At 41.4% G+C, this 18,249-nt stretch carries 15 protein-coding genes and 1 pseudogene; 7 read left to right on the plus strand and 9 right to left on the minus strand.

The annotated features are described in order from the left end of the window. Nucleotides 1-100: pseudogene (locus ACE01R_RS14315) on the plus strand (IS5/IS1182 family transposase); the annotation flags it as partial. 126 nt (nt 101-226) lie between these two features. Here the strand turns inward: ACE01R_RS14315 and nudC are convergent. Further along, nucleotides 227-994, minus strand: a complete 768-nt coding sequence (nudC, locus tag ACE01R_RS14320; RefSeq protein ID WP_395552044.1) for an NAD(+) diphosphatase — start codon at nt 992-994, stop codon at nt 227-229. Nucleotides 995-1,383: 389 nt separating this feature from the next. Here nudC and ACE01R_RS14325 point away from each other — a divergent pair, with 389 nt between their 5' ends. Beyond that, a complete protein-coding gene (locus ACE01R_RS14325) occupies nt 1,384-2,907 on the plus strand; it encodes a cryptochrome/photolyase family protein (protein ID WP_395552045.1) in 1,524 nt (507 codons plus the stop codon). A 3-nt stretch (nt 2,908-2,910) separates the two neighbouring features. After that, the gene (locus ACE01R_RS14330) at nt 2,911-3,054 is read left to right on the plus strand and encodes a DUF2256 domain-containing protein (RefSeq protein WP_349929782.1); all 144 of its coding nucleotides are present in this window, start codon (nt 2,911-2,913) and stop codon (nt 3,052-3,054) included. 5 nt (nt 3,055-3,059) lie between these two features. On the opposite strand, the gene ACE01R_RS14335 is transcribed toward ACE01R_RS14330, so the two are convergent. Beyond that, nucleotides 3,060-3,311 (minus strand): TIGR03643 family protein, encoded by a 252-nt coding sequence (locus ACE01R_RS14335; RefSeq protein ID WP_395552106.1) that lies wholly within the window; start codon nt 3,309-3,311, stop codon nt 3,060-3,062. A 301-nt stretch (nt 3,312-3,612) separates the two neighbouring features. Here ACE01R_RS14335 and ACE01R_RS14340 point away from each other — a divergent pair, with 301 nt between their 5' ends. After that, nucleotides 3,613-5,190: a Na/Pi cotransporter family protein gene (locus ACE01R_RS14340; RefSeq protein ID WP_395552046.1), complete on the plus strand. Its 1,578-nt coding sequence runs from the start codon at nt 3,613-3,615 to the stop codon at nt 5,188-5,190. Between the two features lie 124 nt (nt 5,191-5,314). Here the strand turns inward: ACE01R_RS14340 and ACE01R_RS14345 are convergent, their stop codons facing one another. Beyond that, nucleotides 5,315-5,518 (minus strand): diguanylate cyclase domain-containing protein, encoded by a 204-nt coding sequence (locus ACE01R_RS14345; RefSeq protein ID WP_395552107.1) that lies wholly within the window; start codon nt 5,516-5,518, stop codon nt 5,315-5,317. 81 nt (nt 5,519-5,599) lie between these two features. Here ACE01R_RS14345 and ACE01R_RS14350 point away from each other — a divergent pair, with 81 nt between their 5' ends. Beyond that, nucleotides 5,600-5,782, plus strand: a complete 183-nt coding sequence (locus ACE01R_RS14350; RefSeq protein ID WP_086197565.1) for a hypothetical protein — start codon at nt 5,600-5,602, stop codon at nt 5,780-5,782. A gap of 276 nt (nt 5,783-6,058) precedes the next feature. On the opposite strand, the gene ACE01R_RS14355 is transcribed toward ACE01R_RS14350, so the two are convergent. From ACE01R_RS14355 to ACE01R_RS14380, 6 genes are all read right to left on the minus strand, one after another. After that, on the minus strand, nt 6,059-7,957 hold the full coding sequence (locus tag ACE01R_RS14355) for a bifunctional metallophosphatase/5'-nucleotidase (protein WP_395552047.1): 1,899 nt from the start codon (nt 7,955-7,957) through the stop codon (nt 6,059-6,061). A gap of 249 nt (nt 7,958-8,206) precedes the next feature. Further along, nucleotides 8,207-10,666 carry an ExeM/NucH family extracellular endonuclease gene (locus ACE01R_RS14360; protein ID WP_395552048.1) on the minus strand — a complete coding sequence of 820 codons (2,460 nt, stop codon included), beginning with the start codon at nt 10,664-10,666 and terminating at the stop codon, nt 8,207-8,209. A 336-nt stretch (nt 10,667-11,002) separates the two neighbouring features. Beyond that, nucleotides 11,003-12,181, minus strand: coding sequence for an acetyl-CoA C-acetyltransferase (locus ACE01R_RS14365; protein WP_395552049.1), 1,179 nt, complete (start codon nt 12,179-12,181; stop codon nt 11,003-11,005). An 80-nt stretch (nt 12,182-12,261) separates the two neighbouring features. Then, the gene (phaC, locus tag ACE01R_RS14370) at nt 12,262-14,031 is read right to left on the minus strand and encodes a class I poly(R)-hydroxyalkanoic acid synthase (protein WP_395552050.1); all 1,770 of its coding nucleotides are present in this window, start codon (nt 14,029-14,031) and stop codon (nt 12,262-12,264) included. 118 nt (nt 14,032-14,149) lie between these two features. After that, the gene (locus tag ACE01R_RS14375) at nt 14,150-14,494 is read right to left on the minus strand and encodes a phasin family protein (RefSeq protein WP_171527755.1); all 345 of its coding nucleotides are present in this window, start codon (nt 14,492-14,494) and stop codon (nt 14,150-14,152) included. An 86-nt stretch (nt 14,495-14,580) separates the two neighbouring features. Continuing rightward, nucleotides 14,581-15,327: a beta-ketoacyl-ACP reductase gene (locus ACE01R_RS14380; RefSeq protein WP_395552051.1), complete on the minus strand. Its 747-nt coding sequence runs from the start codon at nt 15,325-15,327 to the stop codon at nt 14,581-14,583. Nucleotides 15,328-15,745: 418 nt separating this feature from the next. Here ACE01R_RS14380 and ppk1 point away from each other — a divergent pair, with 418 nt between their 5' ends. Both ppk1 and ACE01R_RS14390 read left to right on the plus strand, forming a co-directional pair. Then, nucleotides 15,746-17,824: a polyphosphate kinase 1 gene (gene ppk1 / locus ACE01R_RS14385; protein ID WP_395552052.1), complete on the plus strand. Its 2,079-nt coding sequence runs from the start codon at nt 15,746-15,748 to the stop codon at nt 17,822-17,824. Between the two features lie 114 nt (nt 17,825-17,938). Beyond that, nucleotides 17,939-18,166, plus strand: a complete 228-nt coding sequence (locus ACE01R_RS14390; protein WP_395552054.1) for a hypothetical protein — start codon at nt 17,939-17,941, stop codon at nt 18,164-18,166. Nucleotides 18,167-18,249 lie beyond the last annotated feature (83 nt).

Here is an 18,249-nt window from a genome sequence, read left to right on the forward strand (position 1 = left end):
CAAGATCCTTGCCGAACGTTATCGAAATAGAGGGAAAAGACTCGGTTTGAGATTCAATTTAATTGCTGGAATCTATAACTTGGAGCTGAGTAAAAAATGATTTATGAAAGAAGTCTTATATATTAACATTTTATATATTTTATGATTGATATAATAATTTTAAATTTCTAGTGGCTTAACTCGCCCTTAAAAGAGCGAGAATGCGCCACTAAATTTGTTCAAAATTTCAAAGCCATTCTTTGCTGTCATCTGCAACTGGCGTTCCATGCATCACATGCTGAATCATGGCATAGGCGATACTGCCCTTGAACGGAATCTCGGGGAACTGATCAAACTTAAAAAATTGCGCATCGCTGAGTTCATCTTCCTGAATCTGAATCTCGCCTGCATGATATTCCGCCCTGAAGGCCATCATCAGGTTGCTGGGAAACGGCCACGGCTGGCTAGCCAGATATTGAATATTCTTGATCTGCAGCCCCACTTCTTCCAGCGTTTCACGGCGTACTGCCTCTTCCAAGGTTTCTCCAACTTCAACAAAGCCAGCAATCAGGCTATACATTTGGGTTTTATTGCGGGCATTCTTTGCCAGCAGAATTTCATCCGTGCCCCGGGTAATGATGGTAATTACACAAGGATTAACGCGTGGATACTGATTATAGCCACAGGATGGACAAACCATGGCATACTGGCTGGCATGCTGCTGCGTTGCATGACCACACTTACTGCAAAAGCGATGATTATGGCGCCATTCTAGTAATTGCACCGCACGGCTGGCTTGTTCAAACTGTGGCCTGCTCCAGACTTGCACCAGTTGTCTGATAGGAACCAGCTGATAGCCTTCCGGCACTGTCTCATCTTCTTTTAGATCACGTGCAATCACCTCGCCATTTTCCGACAGGTCCAGGTCATGCTGCAGTCTTTCAACCTGTGGCAACTGAAAATGATCATCCACTAGCAATTGCTGCTGTCTAAAAATATATGCTTTTGAGTGCATGTTTATTCCGATCCCGTAATTAAAAAAAATCCCATACAGAGGACGTATGGGACAAACCTAAGGAAGCTTACATGAAGTAACTTTAATGAAAATACTAGGCACAATGTGCCTAAATTACAATCATAATAATTTGTATCCTTTTGATTAAAATCACATAATTTTCACATCGGCTATGAGTTAAGGAATGATGGAAATCAAGTGTCATAAAACGGCTTTAGATTTTTATGCATGAATAGACTTTTATTCCAATGCTAATGATTTCTGTCCAATTGTAGAGGGGCATCTGATACAGAAACATTTAACACGTATGCTGATAGATCTACATTTTCACAAAAAATTGAAGTGTCTGCGTTTACATTGCACTATCTTCCACCGGATCTGGGATCGGTATGCGTTTCGGTTTAATTCTGGGTGACCAGCTTCATCATCAGCTTGCTACGCTCAAAGTACTGGACCGCACCCAGGATGTGATCCTAATGGCCGAAGTTGTTGAGGAAGCCACTTATGTCGCCCATCATCCGCAGAAGATTACCCTAATTTTTAGTGCCATGCGTCATTTTGCCAAGGAACTTAAAGCTGACGGCTGGCGTGTACGTTACCATGCTTTTCAATCCGGCAGCCCGATTCATAGCCTGCTGGATTTCGTGCAGATGCAGCAACAGCTATTCCCCGTCACAGAACTGGTGATGACCCACTGCGGGGAGTACCGTTTGCAGCAGCAGATTGAACAGTACTGGAGCCAGCAATTGCAATTGCCGGTACAGTGTCTGAATGACGAGCGTTTTTTCTGCAGCCCTGAGCAGTTCCGGCACTGGGCTAGCCGCTACCAGACACTGCGCATGGAATATTTTTATCGGGAAATGCGCAAGCACACCAGCTACTTGATGCAAGGCCAGCAGCCTGTAGGACAGCAATGGAACTATGACAGTGCCAATCGTAAGGCTTGGTCAGGCAGCCCAGATTTGCCTGCGCTATTACACTTTGAGCATGATCAGATTGATCTGGATGTAGTGGAACTGGTTGAACGTGAATTTTCCCATCACCCCGGCAGTCTATCCCATTTCCGCTGGGCCACCACGCGCAGCAATGCCCTGCTTGCATTGGAGCATTTCATTGCCCATAGTCTGCCTTATTTTGGTGATTATCAGGATGCCATGGTTCAGGGCGCAGACACGCTGTTTCACAGCTTGCTCTCGCCTTATTTGAACTGTGGCCTGCTACTGCCTAAAGAAGTCTGTGATGCGGCAGAAGCGGCCTACCATGCCGGTCATGCACCATTAAATGCAGTCGAAGGTTTTATCCGGCAGATTCTCGGTTGGCGTGAATATGTCCGTGGGATTTACTGGCTGTATATGCCGGAATATGCCAGTCGCAATGCGTTGCAACACTCAACTCCACTGCCCCAATTTTACTGGACCGGCCATACCCGGATGAACTGTATGGCGGAGTGTTTCCGCAATACCTTTCAGCATGCCTATGCGCATCATATCCAGCGTCTGATGGTGACCGGAAATTTTGCCCTATTAACTGGTGTAGACCCGCAGCAGGTCAGTGAGTGGTATCTGGCCGTCTATGCCGATGCCTATGCATGGGTAGAACTGCCGAATACACTGGGCATGGTGATGCATGCCGATGGCGGCTTGATGGCCAGCAAGCCCTATGCCGCTTCGGGCAATTACATCCATAAGATGTCGGATTACTGCAAGCACTGTAGCTACAATGTCAAAACCCGTACCGAAGCGGACAGTTGTCCGTTTAACAGCCTGTACTGGTATTTCATGATCCGGCATGAGGCGACATTCCGCAATCATCCACGTATGGGCATGATCTATCGGCAGCTGGACAAACTGAAAGATCGTCAGCAGATCATCAGCCATGCCCAGCAGCTCCTTAGCCGGATTAATGAGTTATAAACGATGAAAAAACAGCATCTTCCTGAAAAAATCTGTATCCACTGCTTGCGTCCTTTTACTTGGCGCAAAAAATGGCAACGCTGCTGGGAGGAAGTACGATACTGTTCTGAACGATGTAAACGTGAGTCCAGACAGCGGTCAAAATAAAACGTTTAGAAACGCTTATATTGCCGTGAACAATAGGCCCGTATCACGTCGGGTGAACGCAGTTGCAGATGCTTGGTTTTTCGGCCGGTGACCCGTTCACGCCACATTTTAAAACTCGACAGTTTCATATTTTTCCGCATCAAGCGAATCACTGCAGCTTCATTCAAGCCAAACTCACGTTGAATGGCTTCAAATGGGGTTCGATCTTCCCAAGCCATTTCAATAATCCGTGACAGGTCCGCTCCCACATATTCAATTACTCGATGCACCACATACCCCTGATTGCTTTGATTTTTAAAATAAAAATTGAGCGATAAAATTTAAATTTATGTCTCTGTGTGTTTTGGTCACATCAAGCTGACCGGACTCATCTTAAAAAACTGCAGATGAAGATTTTGTGATTTTTTACGTGGATTGTATTTTGTTGCAGTCCTGTAGGGCTTTCGAGCTCAACCTGTGGTCCAAATACCTACTACCAAAGCCTATGCCTCGGGTTGTTGTTAATGACATCGCCTGGATCAGACGGTATGCTGATGCTAAAAACACCTTGGGGGAATTGTGCTCGAAGTTATTGCTCAGCTCTGTGGCGGTATTGGTTTATTCTTGATTGGTATGATTTTAATGACCGACAGTCTTAAGGACATGGCCGGTGAAACCTTACGGCTATGGCTGACCAAATTTACAGGAACACCATTTAAATCAATGTGTTCTGGTATTGGTCTGACCTTAATTGTCCAATCATCTACAGCCACTACGCTTGCTACTATTGGTTTTGTCGGAGCCGGAGTATTGAGTTTTTCCCAGGCGATTGGGGTGATTATAGGGGCCAATATCGGAACGACTAGTACCGGCTGGATGGTGGCTTTACTCGGGGTGAAATTTTCTATCACCACTTTTGCCTTACCTCTCATAGCTGTAGGTGCGTTACTCAAATTATTAACGCATGGCCGTTTGGCCTTATTTGGTTTTGTTCTTGCAGGTTTTGGCCTGATTTTCTTTGGGATTGAGCAATTACAGCTTGCGATGTCAGGTCTTGCTCAACAAGTCGATTTGTCCATTTTTCACTATGATTCATTTGGACAAAAGCTGTTTCTGGTCTGGATCGGACTGATCATGACGGTGTTGCTACAGTCTTCCAGTGCCGCCATTACGGCGACTTTAGCGGCTTTAGCCAGTACTGCGATTGACCTGCAGCAAGCCTTGTTACTGGTCATTGGACAGAATATCGGGACAGTTGCCACGGCGGTTCTGGCTGTGATTGGCGGCTCAGTGAATGCCAAACGGACTGCAGCGGTTCATGTGGTTTTTAATGTAGTCAGTGCGATATTTGCTTTCTTTTTATTGATCCCCTTATTTAACTGGGCCGACCATCATATTCAATATATTGCTGAATGGGATGAAGTCGTCATTGTGGCAGCATTTCATACTTTATTTAGCTTAATCGGCGCATGTATTTTTATGCCGTTGATCCATCCCTTTAATCACCTCATTTGTAAGTTTTTACCTCAGAAAAAGTCCGGTGCCCTAGAAATTCTGGATGAATCCAATCTGGATATTCCAAGTGTGGCCATCATTGCTGCAGAAAAAGTGACTTTTCAAATCCTGATCCAGATGTTTGAGATATTACGTCGTGCATTTCAGGAGGGCATCAATGTGAGCCCAAAAGAATTACAACAGTTAGATGAAGTGATTGAGTATCTAGAGGCCTATTTAGAAAAAATCGTGGTTCCAGAATATCAACAGGATAAACAGCGCCTGACCTCTTTATTAAGGATTATGGTTTATATTCGTGTTCTGCGCAGTGATTTGGAGGGTGTTCCCTATGCATTGGCTATTCGGACCCAACCGCATATTTATCAAGTAGCTTTAGATTTTTTAAATATTCTTGATCACTATGTAACCAGTCTGGACTTTTTAGACGATTCTGAAAAGATTGAAAGTTTCAAGCAGGAAGTAGCCAATCTCAAACAGTGGACCGATGAACATCGGGCAGCTTTACGTGAAGAAGTGATGCAATATGCCACCTTGAACCGGCTGAGTGCAGCCAGAAGCTTAAAACTGCTGGCTGCAAAACGCTGGCTGGACCGATTAATCGCCCATACTAAAAGATTATCCAAGGTGCTGGCTGAACGTTAATGCCGAGAGCAGTTCTTGAATGCTTTTGGGGTAGAGAGCAAAGTGAAAATTGTGCTAAATCATGAAGGACGGAGTCATTTGGGGTGACTCGACTATTCGAAACTGAGTTCTAGACTCCATCTGATCATGCGAATACGGTTCTGTCACGTCCCTGCTGTTTTCCCATGTACATGGCCTGATCTGCCCTTTCGATGACGTTTTCCAGTGTTTCATCCTGCCCGACTGTGACGATGCCTATAGTCGCGGTGATAGATACGGCTTCGCCATTTTTTAATAGTAAATATCCCGAGAACTTTGGTGCAACAAAGCCAATACAATATAAAACTATCTCTTTTTTTTGCGTCCGCGCATTCTAATTGGGTCGGTTAAACAATCGGTAATTTTATAATTTTTGAAAAGGATAAATAAAATGACGAAGCAACAGCATCCCAAAGATGAATCGGAATCTAAAAGAGCTGAAGAACAGACAAATCAAGAGGATCTTCAGCCACAAAAGAATCCTAAAGATAAATCTGATGAGCATGAAATGCATAAATCAAGTCACTATCATCAGCACCATGATACAACAAGCAATTATAAGCAACCTCATTGAGTTGGATTTTATCAAAATCTGAAAAGAGGGTTCCCAGCGATGAAAGCGGGAGGTGCATTTTACTAACCGTACTGATTTTAAATGGAATGAAGTGCTACAGTAGAAGACTGAAGACATTCAAAAATTTTAAAGACAAAGCTGCACAATATTTTGGAGTATGCTCGCATACGATAAAAAATGGAAAAATTGACCAAGACCAGATTCGGAACTTGACTATAATGATTTACATGCTCCGAGTCAGTCATCATTCGGCTGACCCGGATTAATCAAATCAGCTTATTCTTTGTAAGTCTGCGTACTGTAGCGTTCAACGGCTAAGCGCTTAAGCACTTTTTCATTTTTTGCATAATCCAAGAAGGCTTCAGCATAATCCAGTCCCACCTCTACACGACGTTCACCGGTGATATTTTTAAAACTACTATAAAAATCTTGACCATCTGCCAGGAAATTAATGGTAATCACTTGATAGGTTTGGTCTGGATTTAAAGCTTCATAGAGTCCCTGTGTATTGCGAACTTTTAAGTTGGATATACGTTGACCTTTGGTTTTTGATAAATCTACATCCCACTGTAGTCCCCCTGCATAGGGATAACTGCCAGTATTATTATTTACGACCGCATCCATCGCATCTTCAAGTACATTTTTAATTTCTAGCCCGGTAGCCTTCAATTGCACTAATGTGTTTTTAAATGGCAATACGGTATAAATTTTCTCTACAGAAATATCACCTTGAGGTAGATCTACCCTGACACCACCGCCATTTTGGATCGAGATATCGGCATTAAAATACTTTTTACCTTGTTGTAAAAATGCTTCAGCCACGAGTTGCTGCACATCACCGCCATGCTGATTGGTAAAATCTGATTTGTTACAGATATCCCCTAAAGTAGAACGTGATGTATCTTTTGTCGTTCCTGGTACACGACGCAAGCATAGATTTTCCTGGGCATTCGCAACAATTTCCTTGCCTAATAAATTTTTAGCGACTTTATAAGGCCCCAGAATACCTAAAGCTGCAACATCAGGCTGAACAATACGCAAGCTATTACTGCTTTCAATGTCTTTTTTAATCGCATCTAATTCAGTAGAATTCAAGGCTGGAGCATCTTTAGCTGTGCGCTTAAAATCATCTCCAATCAATATATTAGCTTTACCAGTACAAGCTTCAACTTTTCCGTTGGCATCAAAATTTACTTTTAATTGGCCAACCACATAGGCATATTGCCATGCCTGCACAACACAAACCGGATCACCCTCTTTATTTTTTAGGGTCGATGGGTAGTCGCCTTCTGGACTTATTCCATAGTTTTTCAGCTTTGCATCAGCCAGCAAGGTATGTGAATCACCACCCACAATAATGTCAACACCAGATAATTGTGCAGCCAGTACCTTATCCATTCCATAGCCTAAATGAGACTGTACAATAATCTTATTAACGCCTTGCTGCTTGAGCTGATCAATATAGTTTTGCGCAGTGGTTACTTCATCTTTAAAAATGGTATCTGCATTAGGACGAGAGGCATTCTTGGTTTTATCTGCAATGGTTAGACCGATTAATCCGATTTTTTGCCCTTCTTTGTCCATAATGGTATAAGGTTTCACAAGATCAGTTTGGTAGAGTGCTGAGGTTTTTCCAAACTCGACATTTGCACTCAAAACTTGTGTTTTATTTTTACAGCTACCTTTATTTTTCAAGAAACCAATAAATTTTTTTAAGCCTTCATCCGTATTATCAAATTCATGATTACCTAGCGTTAAAGTATCGAAACATACCGTATTCATGAGATCCGCTTCTGCTTCACCTTCTTTTAAAGTAAAGTACAGATCACCAGTAATGGCATCACCTGAATGAATTTTTATCGGGTTTTTCTGCGTGCTGGACAAGCTATTCATCAGTGCTGCAACTCGTGCAAAACCACCATTTGAAACCTGGATTTGCTCGCGATTATCTGGAGAGGTTTCAAGCAGTAATTTGGTACTTTCTTCATCCAAATGTGAATGGCTATCGTTAATATGCAATAAATTGACTTCAATCGGTTGAGACTGAATAACAGGCGTTATATTCGTACTGTCTTTACTATCATTATTACACCCAGCTAAAAATATAGTGGAAACGAATAAACTGCATGTGATACTTGAATATTGAATACTTCTGGTTTTAAAGGCCACAACCATCCCCTTATGATTATAATTTAATCATCCATCATGTAGGACTATTGTTTAAAATTCATGAATTTAGCTATTTTCCCACAATAAAATAAGGAGAAATTTTATATTTCTCCTTATAGGTTAAAGTAACACTAAGATTCTAAAGATCGTGGCCCAGATATATTATGCAAAATACCATTTAATAATGCTTGCTGTGCTCATCAATGCAACCATCCGCTATATGTCTTCAGTTTTTTAAATTGATACTTTATTCAATCAACTCAATTTACGTCTGCGTAGAGTGGAAACTAAAACAAGCCCGGCTAATGCAAAAATTGACCATACTCCCATGCTGCCACCACTTATTTCACTGCTATCCGGAGTGTTTGCTACATTCTCATTGAGGTCCATATCGACAATCACAGGATCATGATCGGAAGAACGGAATGCATCATCGCTATAGAATGCTGTGATTTGCTCTTGTGTTTTATATTCTTCATTATAATCCAAAGCTGTCGGCTCATCCGCATTGATGTGCCATGCAAAAGCACGCTTCACCCTTTGGTATAAGTTCGCATCGGCAATGGCATGGTCTAAGTTTCCTGAACCGCCATTGCCATTAGCATCACTGGCTACGCCAAAAATATAACTATAGGCTGCTTTACCCTGACCAATTTTTTCATCATTTAGCAAAACCTTATAATTGGCTTTTTCAAATGCCAATATTGGGTCTTCTTTAGCGTAACTATTCATGTCACCGACCAGTAAATAATTGGGGTTATTCACTTTGGTCGGATTCGTTGCAATCCACTGCATCAATTTTTGTACTGCTGTTAAACGTGTCGCGTTCCAACAGCCCTGGCCATCACCTTGATCGGCATCTAGCGAAGTTTTATCGTCAGGGCAACTGCCTTTAGATTTTAAATGATTCGGTACAATGGTAAAAATTTTCCCGCCAGATAAAGACTGGAAGCTTTGTGCCATCGTTACCCGGTTCTTTTGAGTCTGATCATCATAGACTGCAGGCTCTCCCACAGTTTTAACGCGCTTACTATTATAAATAATAGCCACAGCAATTGCATCTGTACCCAGTTTGGTCACCTTTGGTGGAATGACATATTTCCAATCGGTGCCTAAAGCTTTGCTGAGGTAAGCGACTGCACTTTTCTCATCATAGCCATTGTTGGCAATTTCCATTAATCCATAAACATCAGCATCAATTGTTTTTAAAGCAGTCACGATTTTTTGATGCTGCTTGTTAAACTCGGATTGTGAGGTTGCACCGCGTTCTGTAGGAAAACCTTTTGCTATCCCATTATCGTAATTTAATACATTAAAAGCAGCGGCACGAATTTGTTTGGACTCTTTTGCGGGTACCGTTGTTCTTAAATTTGAGTCTTTAATGATTTCCGGCTGTGTTTTATTTAAAATAGGTTGAATACGCCATGTATTGAAACGATATTCCAGAATTCCTTCAACATTTTTCAACTGATAACCACTTCTTAAGGTGTTTAATGCACTAAAGTTTTGCGGCAGCCATGGGGTTCTATTTTGATTGTTATAACCATCATCCAGGATAATTTTTGACAATAAATTTTGTTTGGCCAAATTGACGGCTTCAGGTGATTTTGCTGGATATAAATTGGTTGGAATATATAAGCGCCCCAAGCTTAAGGATAGCTCACCATATCGCCCATAATTATAATTTTCACTAACTGTTAAGGTCTGCGGTATTTTGACCAGCATCCCTTGATATCGTTTAGGGCTATGACCTTCTGCATCCGTCAAACTTGAGAAGGGCAATTGTAAAGGAGTGGCGCTAACCAGATTTTCAGCTTGTTGATTACAGGTTTGAATATTACTGCTGAGTTGATCGACCTGTAGCTGGTTCTGATAAGAAGTGAGACGACCTTTAAAAATAACCTCTTCACCTACTTTTCCACCAGTCACTGTACTACTTGCGGGTAAATATACAAAAATGGCGTTGCTTAAGCCAAGTTTAGCTTTACTGTCTGGGGGTTGAATATAAAACCCGGAAAAACCATTTTGGTAACGATAATCAGCAGTGATGACACCACGGACGACATATTGCTGATTGAGTGCAGCGGTTTGTAAGTCTGCAATTGGAATATCGGACGTACTGCAACTGATTTCAGTCAAGGCAGATTCAGTATTGACTGCACCTAAGTAACTGTTGAATGCATTTCGGTCAGACCATTTAGACCATTCGCTCTCTAACTCAAATGCTGCCGTAGGATCTATTGAAGTGACATTATTTGAAGTTTTAGTACGCGACAAACTATTTTGATAACTACTAAAACTGACTCCCCAACCAGTGCCTGGATCTTCCCCCACTCGACCAAAACGATCTATTGGCGTACCTTTATACAGCAGGACAAGTGCATCATCCCCATTAAAAGAAAGTCCTGCAACCTGATCAACTTTAGAACCAATTTCTGTCTGTAATTCTGAGCGACCAATAACGTATTTTGTTTTGCTTGCCAATGTACCTTGTAATGGAAAAGCTGCTGACTTAGTGGTTGATCCATTGCTAAATTGCTGAATTTCATAATCTGCTAAATTTACTGTACTACCATCAGGATTATAAATTTCTAATCCTTTACGGTTAGAGGAACCATCAATATATTGACTGAACATGAGTTGTGCATAGCTTGGAAACGAACAGCCTAATAAAGCCAAGCTGAGACATAAGGTATGTGGTTTTAAAGTCTTCATATTTTTTAATGTTTGTTAAAATTTCGAATAGACTAATTTTTGTACATTACATCGTTATGAATGATTGATGACAGTTTTGCTAGAAAAAATATAAGATGCTGTTTTAATTCAGTAAGTATCGGTTAAAGCACCTCCTGAATAATCCATACAATTAGCTTGATGTAAGTCCCCACGTAGTATTTTTAAGTGGGGACTTACTAAATGATCATAAATTTTTAGCAGCGATTCCTGTTGCCAAAAAGTGACCAACATACAGCACCCGGTTCAAAATCAGTTCGGGACACGTAGGTTTGAAAATTTTTATGCAACAAAGCTTCTCGCAATCAGAAATAATGTTTAAGGTCGCTCAATTGCTAATGCAACGCCCATTCCACCACCAATACATAAGGTCGCCAGTCCTTTTTTCTTTTCACTGCGTTGCATTTCATGTAACAGCGTGACCAGAATTCGACAGCCTGAGGCTCCAATTGGATGGCCTAAGGCAATAGCTCCACCGTTGACATTGACTTTGTCCATATTCAGGCCCAATTCTTTAGACACCCCTAAGGCTTGTGCAGCAAAGGCTTCATTGGCTTCAACCAGATCAACCTCTTGCAAAGACCAGCTTGCTTTTTCTAGCGTCTTTCTCACAGCATTTACAGGACCGAGACCCATCACTTCCGGCTCAATACCAGACATGCTATACGCTTTAATTTTCGCTAGTGGCTGTAAACCGAGCTCTACTGCTTTATCGGCACTCATCATCAATACGGCAGCTGCGCCATCATTAATCCCCGAGGCATTACCTGCAGTCACCGTTCCATCCTTTTTAAAGGCTGGGCGCAGCTTGGCTAGACTCTGTTGATTCGTCTCGGCTTTGATATATTCATCATGGTCAAAAATTAAAGGATCACCTTTACGTTGTGGCACTTGCACCGGCACTATTTCTGCGTCAAATTTACCTTCCGCCTGTGCTTTGACTGCACGTTGCTGAGACGATAGTGCCAAAGCATCCTGCTCTTCACGGCTAATCGACAGTTTTTCCACAATATTCTCAGCGGTAATTCCCATGTGATACTGGTTATACACATCGGTCAGACCATCATAGATCATGCTGTCTACCAATTGCGCATTACCCATCTTCTGCCCGTTACGCATCTGGATAATATGGGCACTTTGTGACATCGACTCCTGACCACCTGCCACGACAATATCGGCTTCACCAGTGGCAATCGCCTGTGCGGCCAAATGAACAGCGCGCAGTCCCGAACCACACACCACATTCAAGGTCGAAGCGGGTACTGAAACTGGAATACCCGCAGCAATTGCCGCCTGACGTGCTGGATTCTGTCCCACACCTGCAGTCAACACATTCCCCATAATGACCTGATCTACCTGTTCTGGCTTTACTCTGGCAGCATCTAATACCGCACCAATCACCACCTTTCCTAACTGCGGTGCACTGACACTGGCCAGACCCCCCAAAAAACTTCCAATCGCAGTACGTTTTGCAGCAACAATCACAACTTCTTTCATTTTATTTCCTATTTTTACCTTGCATCTTGTTTGATACTCTTGCCCCAATACTATTGGCCTGCAGTGAGAATGCCTAAATGCTAAAACAGACTGACCTGTACATAACTGCCTGGGGCTGCTTCCTTGACAGGATAAGTTGCACTACCTAATGTACGCGCCGGAACCTGATCGCCGGTATAAGGTGCGACCCATTCCTGCCAGCGTAACCACCAGGATTCTGGATGGAACTGGGCATCTGCCAGCCACTGTTTCGGGTTTTCATAGGGGATATTATTGGTATAACAGCCATATTTGTTGCGGTTTGGCGGATTGACAATTCCTGCCACATGTCCAGATTCGCCGAGTACCAGCGTGCTTTCACCACCCAAATAGGTAGATCCTTTAAAGCACGTATCCCATAGTGCAATATGATCTTCCTGTGTCGAGATAAAAAAGTTCGGTGTTTTCACTTTCGACAGGTTTAAACCCACACCATTGACCTTGATCTTATTCGGCTGAATCAGTTCGTTATTCAGGTACAGGTTGCGCACTAGAAAATTGTGCACATGCGCGGCAATGTTGGTGCCATCACTATTCCAGTACAAAATATCAAAGTCGGACGGATGCTGGCCCTTCAGGTAATTTTCAATGTAATAGTTCCAGTACAGGGTATTTTCACGTAACAGGCTAAAGGTCACCGCCAACATACGTCCATCAAAATAGCCCACCTGTTGATTCAAAGTTTCAATCCCTTGAATGACCGGCTCATTAATAAAAGCCCCCAAACTGCCTGGATTGTCAAAGTCCAACATTGTTGCCAGATAGGTCGCACTCTTGACGGGATTCTTCAGGCGTTTCGCCACATAGTACGCCTGCGTCGCAGCAAGCACCGCTCCGCCGATACAATAACCAATGGCATTGACCTCTTTTTCTCCGGTCATTTTCTCAATGACACGCATCGCCTCGACCGTACCGGACGTAATCAGGTCCTCAAAGCGCATGTCCTTTTGCTCAGCCCCTGGATTACGCCAGGACATTAAAAATACCGTGTGCCCTTGCTGACGTAACCAGTTCACAAAAGAGTTCTGCTCACGCAAATCCAGAATATAATATTTATTAATAAATGGCGGGATAAGCAAAATAGGTGTCTGATATACAGTTTCAGTGGTCGCTTCGTATTGTAACAATTGAAAAACCGGAGTTTCAAAGACCACCGCACCAGGAGTATAGGCCAGATCTTTTCCCAAATGGAACGAGTCATTATTGACCATGCGTACGGAAAGATATTTACTACTGTTCATGATATCGTCATGGAAAATTTCCATGCCACGCACCAGGTTTTGCCCGTTTTCCTGTACCGTCTGATGGACTACTTCCGGATTAGTCCACAAAAAATTGCCGGGAGAAAAGGCATTCACCATTTGGCGGGTGAAAAAGTGGATACGCTGGCGGACTTTATCCGGGATACCTTCAACCTCGTCGAGCATTTCTTGCACCAATTGACTAAAATGCAGATAGGACTGGGTCAAGAGATCGTAATTCGGTTCTTGCCAAAGTGAATCTTTGAAACGGCGATCGCCCGGTTCAGGTTTCACTAGTGGTTGGATATCCTTGTTCACACTGCGCAGCATGATATTTTGGTAGATCTGCATCTGACCAATCCACCATTTACTCTGCATCTCAATCAAACGTGCCGGGTTCTTGGTTAATGCCTGAAAGAACAGGGTCATATCTTCACTGTTGACTTTGCTCAATGCATCATTGAGTGGATTATCGCCATAGTAAAATTCTTGCACTTTCTTCCAGATTTCTTCATGCACATCGAAAAAACGCTGGACGTTCTGATTAAACTGAAAAAGATTCTGCTGCATTGCACCACTCCGCATACTGGGTCATTCCTCACTTTCGGTCAGGAATTGGATAGAAAACGGGGAAGTGATCTCCACTTCCCCGCTCACTAGTCTTCAATCTTCATTAGGGTGTTAACCGTTATTTATTGTTCGGCATCGATTCGCTAACTAACTTGTCAAACTCTGCTTTAAATTCGGTTGCCAAACTCGCCAGTTTTTGGCCGTCGTCAATCATTTGCTGGCTGAGTTTGGTCATGGTTTCTACTTGCTTCATGCCACAATTAATCATAGTTTGCATGTCTTTGACTTCACTGTTGGCAAATACTTGCGACAATGTAATATCGGCATAATGACGTGCAGCATTGAGTTGTAAATTGGTTAGATCTGCAAAGTTTTTCGCCACCAGACTGTTAAATTTTGCATAAGGTTCAAAGATGTTTTTGTACTGAGCATTCATGTTTGAAAAGATATCACCGTATAGCATGTTGTATTACTCCACTGATTTATAGTGCTTAAAATTTAGTTATTGTTAAAAAATAAATGAAAAAAATGACTCAGTAAGTACAGGACTTATTGCATGTATAAACCGCCATTGATCGATAAAGTTTCACCAGTAATATAGGTGCCATACTCACCGACCAGATACATGACTGCCGCTGCAATTTCTTCAGGCTGAGCCAGACGCTGCAAAGGAATCTGGTCTTCAATACTTTTGATGACCTCTTCCCGCATGGCAGTCACCATCGGTGTCGCAGTATAGCCCGGTGCCACGACATTCACGCAAACATTGGAACGTGCACCTTCCTGAGCCAAAGCCTTGGTAAAACCGATCACGCCCGCTTTTGCGGCTGAATAATTGGCTTGACCAAACTGTCCTTTCAGACCATTGACCGAACTAATATTAACAATGCGTCCCTGCTTTTGCTCCAGCATTTGATTAAAGACTGGATGGGTCACCGTAAATAGCGTCTTTAAATTGGTATCGAGTACCTGCGACCACTGTTCGAATGACATTTTCTTAAATGTTGCATCGCGCGTGATGCCCGCATTATTCACCAACACATCTACACGACCTTCAGCCTTTATCGCGTCCTGAATCGCGGTCGTCGCAGCAGCATGATTGGTCAGATCCGTTAAGACAAAACGGACATCTTTCTGTTGGAACCCCTCACTTTTTAGCCACTGCTTTTCACGGTCTTCCTCACGAGGGACAACCGTTGCAATAACTTTATAATTTGCCTTCACCAGCTGACGACAAATCTCACTACCAATACCACCTAGTGCCCCTGTCACAAATGCGACTTTTCTTTCGGACATATCTTTACCTTTATCAAATCGAAAAAATGGTTGAGTGGATCCACAAAGATTCCTTGGAATCTAGACTTAAATTAACTTTTTCTAGGTTAAAGCTCGATTGCAAGGAATTGATTTTTTTGTAAGCAAATATAAATAACGATAGGTTTGAATAACTGCAAAAAGAAAAACTAAATAAATTGTTCAGAAAATCACTAAAATGTATAAATAACATACACTTAAATGATAAATAAATAAAATTTAATAAATCTGTAACTTAATATCCCCAGAATATTAAATTGAATAGAATTCCATTCTAACCTTTTATTAATACAGTAATTTTCTTATTTAATGTACTGAAAATCAGTTTGTCTCATCTAAGGGGTTTAGGAATGTTATTCAATTGAATTGAACCTGTTATCTAACTATATAAGAGCCATAAATGACTGCTTTGAATGTGCCTTTAAATTCTTCCATACATACATTAAAAACTTATATTAATAGAGATCTTTCCTTACTTGAATTTCATAAACGAGTATTGGCACAGGCTAAAGATACTGAATACCCTTTACTTGAGCGACTAAATTTTTTAATTATTTTTTCGCGAAATCTAGATGAATTTTTTGAAATACGTGTAGCTAGTTTGATACAGCAATTTGAGCTGTCAAGCAATAATACGACCAGTCCAGATAATTTATTAATCTCAGAAATACTGACGACTATTTCTAAGCTTGCGCATGAGGCAGTCAAGGAACAATATAAAATTCTGAATTATAATATCCTGCCACAACTACAAGGCAATGGGGTTAATTTTATTCAGCATGGCGATATCCTTCAAAAACATAAAGCATGGATTAAAGATTATTTTCATAATGAAGTTCAACCTGTTGTAACCCCCATCAGTTTAGACCCAGCACACCCTTTTCCTCGTTTAGCCAATAAAAGCTTAAACTTTATTGTCACTTTGGAAGGAAACGATGCCTTTGGACGAAAAATTGATTTAGCGATTGTTCCTGCGCCTAGATCATTGCCAAGATTAGTTAAATTACCCACGCATGTTTCTGGTGAGGCTGAGCACTACATTTTACTTTCCGCTATCATTCAGCAACATATTCATGAATTATTTCCAGGGGTGACCACTACGGGTTGTTATCAATTCCGGGTAACGCGAAATGCCGACCTCACCGTATCAGAGGATGTGGAAGATTTAGCAATCGCTTTAAAAGGGGAACTTTCATCTCGACGTTTTGGTCGTGCTGTCAGACTTGAAGTGAATAAAGACTGTCCAGAAATGATTACTGATTATTTACTTGAACAATTTGATCTTGATCAAGACCAACTCTATCTGGTTGATGGCCCTGTTAACCTAGCCCGCTTTATATCGAACTTTAATTTACCAGAGTTACGTTTCCCAGCCTATGTACAAAAATTACCGAAAGTGTTGTATGGCAAAAAATCTATCTTTGAGGTATTAAAAACCGAAGATGTTTTATTACACCACCCTTTTCACTCTTTTGCTCCGGTCATTAAGTTGCTGAAAGAGGCAGCACGTGATCCACATGTGTTAGCCATAAAGCAAACACTTTATCGCAGCGGTGTAGATTCTGAAATCGTACAAGTCCTTGCTGAAGCAGCACGGAATGGCAAGGAAGTCACCGCCGTGATTGAATTGCGTGCACGCTTTGATGAAGAGTCAAATATCGAAGTTGCTAATGTGTTACAAGAAGCTGGAGCAGTTGTTGTATATGGTATCGTCGGCTATAAAACCCACGCCAAAATGATCCTGATTGTCCGCCGTGAAACAGAAAAAATTAAACGTTATGTCCATTTAGGGACAGGCAACTATCATGCGATGAATGCCAAAATCTATACTGATTATGGGTTACTCACAAGTGATGCTAATATTTGTGAAGATGTACATAAAATCTTTCAAGAATTAACAGGTATGGGAAAAACCATAAAACTGGAAAAACTTTTTCACGCGCCATTTACGCTTCATTCACAATTGCTTGAACTCATACAGCAGGAAATTAAAAACAGTAAAGCAGGAAAAAAAGCGCAGATTATTATCAAGGTAAATGCATTAACTGAACCTCAACTGATTCATGAACTTTATAAAGCATCACAAGCGGGTGTGCAGATCGATTTAATTGTTCGTTCAATTTGTTGCTTACGACCACAAGTTGCAGGGCTCTCTGACAATATTCGTGTACGTTCAATTGTCGGACGTTATTTGGAACATACGAGAGTTTATTACTTTTATAATAATGGTGAAAGCAAACTGTATTGTGCCAGTGCAGATTGGATGGGACGTAATTTATTTTCTCGCATCGAAACCTGTTTCCCTATTGAGAATAAAAAAATTCGCAAACAAATTCTTGAAGATGGGTTAAATAATTATCTCAAAGATAATCGGCGTGCATGGGAATTACAAGCAGATGGAACCTGGATACAATGTCAGCCTAGTAATGGACAAGCAGTCTACATTGCCCAACAACAATTAATGAATAATATCTTTTAACGAATCTTGCAAGTAATTTTATAAAAAACAATTACTTGAAAAACTTTCATTTTATTTAAACATAACGGTAACAATATAATCCTAAATTAAAAATCAAGATAGAATGAGTCAAACATGAATGATATCAGCGCTAAAAAGATCAACAAATTAATTGAACAGTTCGAAGAAGAGGGCAATAAAGTAGAAGCTCTTGAAATAGGCTATAAAACTTATGCCATTCTTATGTCTGATCAGAAATTTGCAGATAAAGTAACCAAATCAGCAGAAAATGCTCAAGGGCGACTTTATAAAAAAATAAAAATAAAACTTATTCCAGAGAAACATCATTTTAAAATAAAATAATGAGTGCAAAATCTTTAATGAACCTGTAAATAATTTTGTGCAATTGCTCTTGATTAATTGCCAGATATGACCTGACAGACCCA

This window comes from Acinetobacter sp. BSP-28 (assembly GCF_044130285.1).
GTDB lineage: Bacteria > Pseudomonadota > Gammaproteobacteria > Pseudomonadales > Moraxellaceae > Acinetobacter.